1 protein-coding gene and 2 pseudogenes are annotated in these 1,688 nt (G+C 33.8%); 2 read left to right on the top strand and 1 reads right to left on the bottom strand.

Features of this window, described 5'->3' with window-relative positions; all coding sequences use genetic code 11:
* Positions 1-166: 166 nt before the first annotated feature.
* Positions 167-445: pseudogene (locus BN338_RS13770) on the bottom strand (recombinase family protein); the annotation flags it as partial.
* Positions 446-561: 116 nt separating this feature from the next.
* Between BN338_RS13770 and BN338_RS03200 the strand changes: the two are divergent.
* Complete coding sequence (locus BN338_RS03200; RefSeq protein ID WP_244427599.1) at positions 562-744, top strand: hypothetical protein; 183 nt, start codon at positions 562-564, stop codon at positions 742-744.
* Positions 745-1,157: 413 nt separating this feature from the next.
* Positions 1,158-1,688: pseudogene (locus tag BN338_RS11060) on the top strand (DUF3987 domain-containing protein); the annotation flags it as partial.

The following is a 1,688-nucleotide window of genomic DNA, read 5'->3' on the forward strand; positions in this document are numbered from 1 at the left end:
CCTTAGAGATAGCAAAATCCATCCTGTGATGCAATATCATAGGATAGAATTATCTCTTGTGCACAAAATATTACACGCGCTATGCTAGGGAACGTGGGTGTTATGAAACAGCCTCTTACACAGTTCAATGATAATAGGATATTATCCCTTAATAAATTAGCGACCTTATATTACGCTCACTAGCAGCTTTAAGAATTTCTAAAACATCAAGAGAAAAATTGCCATACGAGAAATCTCAGATGTCAATAACAACTTTCCTGCTCTGTTCTTTTTATTAAAGCACCAAGCTTACGTTTACACCAATCTTTCCCTCTATTTACAGTTTCTATTCCAATATGGAACGAAGAAAAACCTTTTTTTTAACATATTTTAACAATCGAAATTTTTAATTTTATGTATTTTGTCCATCATGAGAAACTCATAAATATGCATAAAATTTTATCATATTCAGTAAAAATATTAATTTATCTCAAAACTGACATATTATCCCATTAAAAAATATGAATTTTCTAAAACTGCGAAGGTGTCGAGAGATTTCCTGTACAATTATTGCGGGGTTATATGTGCTATATCGTAAAAGAACGAAAAGAAAAAAATGTACACGATTTATGGTTTAAGGAACTAATTCAATTAGGGATAAATTATGCTAATGCAAGCGATATAATATCTTCTGAAGAAATTGAAGCAGAAGCAAAGGAATGGCGCTTAAAAAGACAAAGTAAACTAGATAAATCAACTTTGTGAAGCTAATTCGGACACAAATAGCATACGTTGACCGCAAAAAAACACGTGAATATATTACGAGGTAATTCTCCTGCTGCCTTAAAAGGCTAATCAGCTTTTATCTGAAAAGGTAGAAAAAATTGTTAAACTTCATACTCATGGCCGTTTAGGGTGAATTGTAAATATACGTGAACTTATTGTACATCCAAATTATATCATGATTTATGATATTTCAAATAGCGTTGTGCGTATTTTACGTGTGCTTCATACAAAGCAAAAATTTCTTTAATCAACTGTACTTTTATTTATTTGGTGATTGAAGCGAATTATTTTCTATAGTACTGCGCTCCGTATTAGTAAGTAATGATAAATTACTATTTTTCTAATATTGCGAATATGATTGCATAACCACTTAGTTTCTTACTCGTAAAAATGATGATGATACTCTTGGTAAACGCCGTATTATCGTCAATGATGTAACTGTCGAAAAGCTTGATGAACTCTTAAAAGCCCCCCGTGGTCTCTTGTTGGTGCGTGATGAATTAGCTGGTTTTTTAGCCAATCTGGAAAGAAAGGAATATCAAGCAGACCATGCCTTCTTTTATCTGGAAACTTTTAATGGCAATAAGTCATACACCTATGACCGTATAGGACGTGGAACCATTTTTATCCCTCATGTCACTTTATCCATGATTGAAGGCATTCAATCTTCACGCATTATTCCCATTATTCAAGCCATGCACCGTGGAATAAACGATGATGGTTTCATGCAACGCTTTCAAATGATTGTTTGACCCGATGAACGAAAAGAACGGTTATGGATCGATAGACCTCATAATTAAGAGGCATGGGAAAGCTATCAAGGGATCTTTAGTTCTCTTTATAATAAACTATTCGGATCACCAAAACATCCGATAACCATACGCTTTTCTGCAGAAGCCCAAGAGATGTTCCGTGAATGGTGG

The organism is Bartonella queenslandensis AUST/NH15 (genome assembly GCF_000312585.1).
Taxonomy (GTDB): Bacteria; Pseudomonadota; Alphaproteobacteria; order Rhizobiales; family Rhizobiaceae; genus Bartonella; species Bartonella queenslandensis_A.

Bases quoted from the DNA above. Each gene is read 5' to 3' on its own strand.
- BN338_RS03200 (WP_244427599.1), top strand. From the start codon at position 562: ATGTGCTATATCGTAAAAGAACGAAAAGAAAAAAATGTACACGATTTA.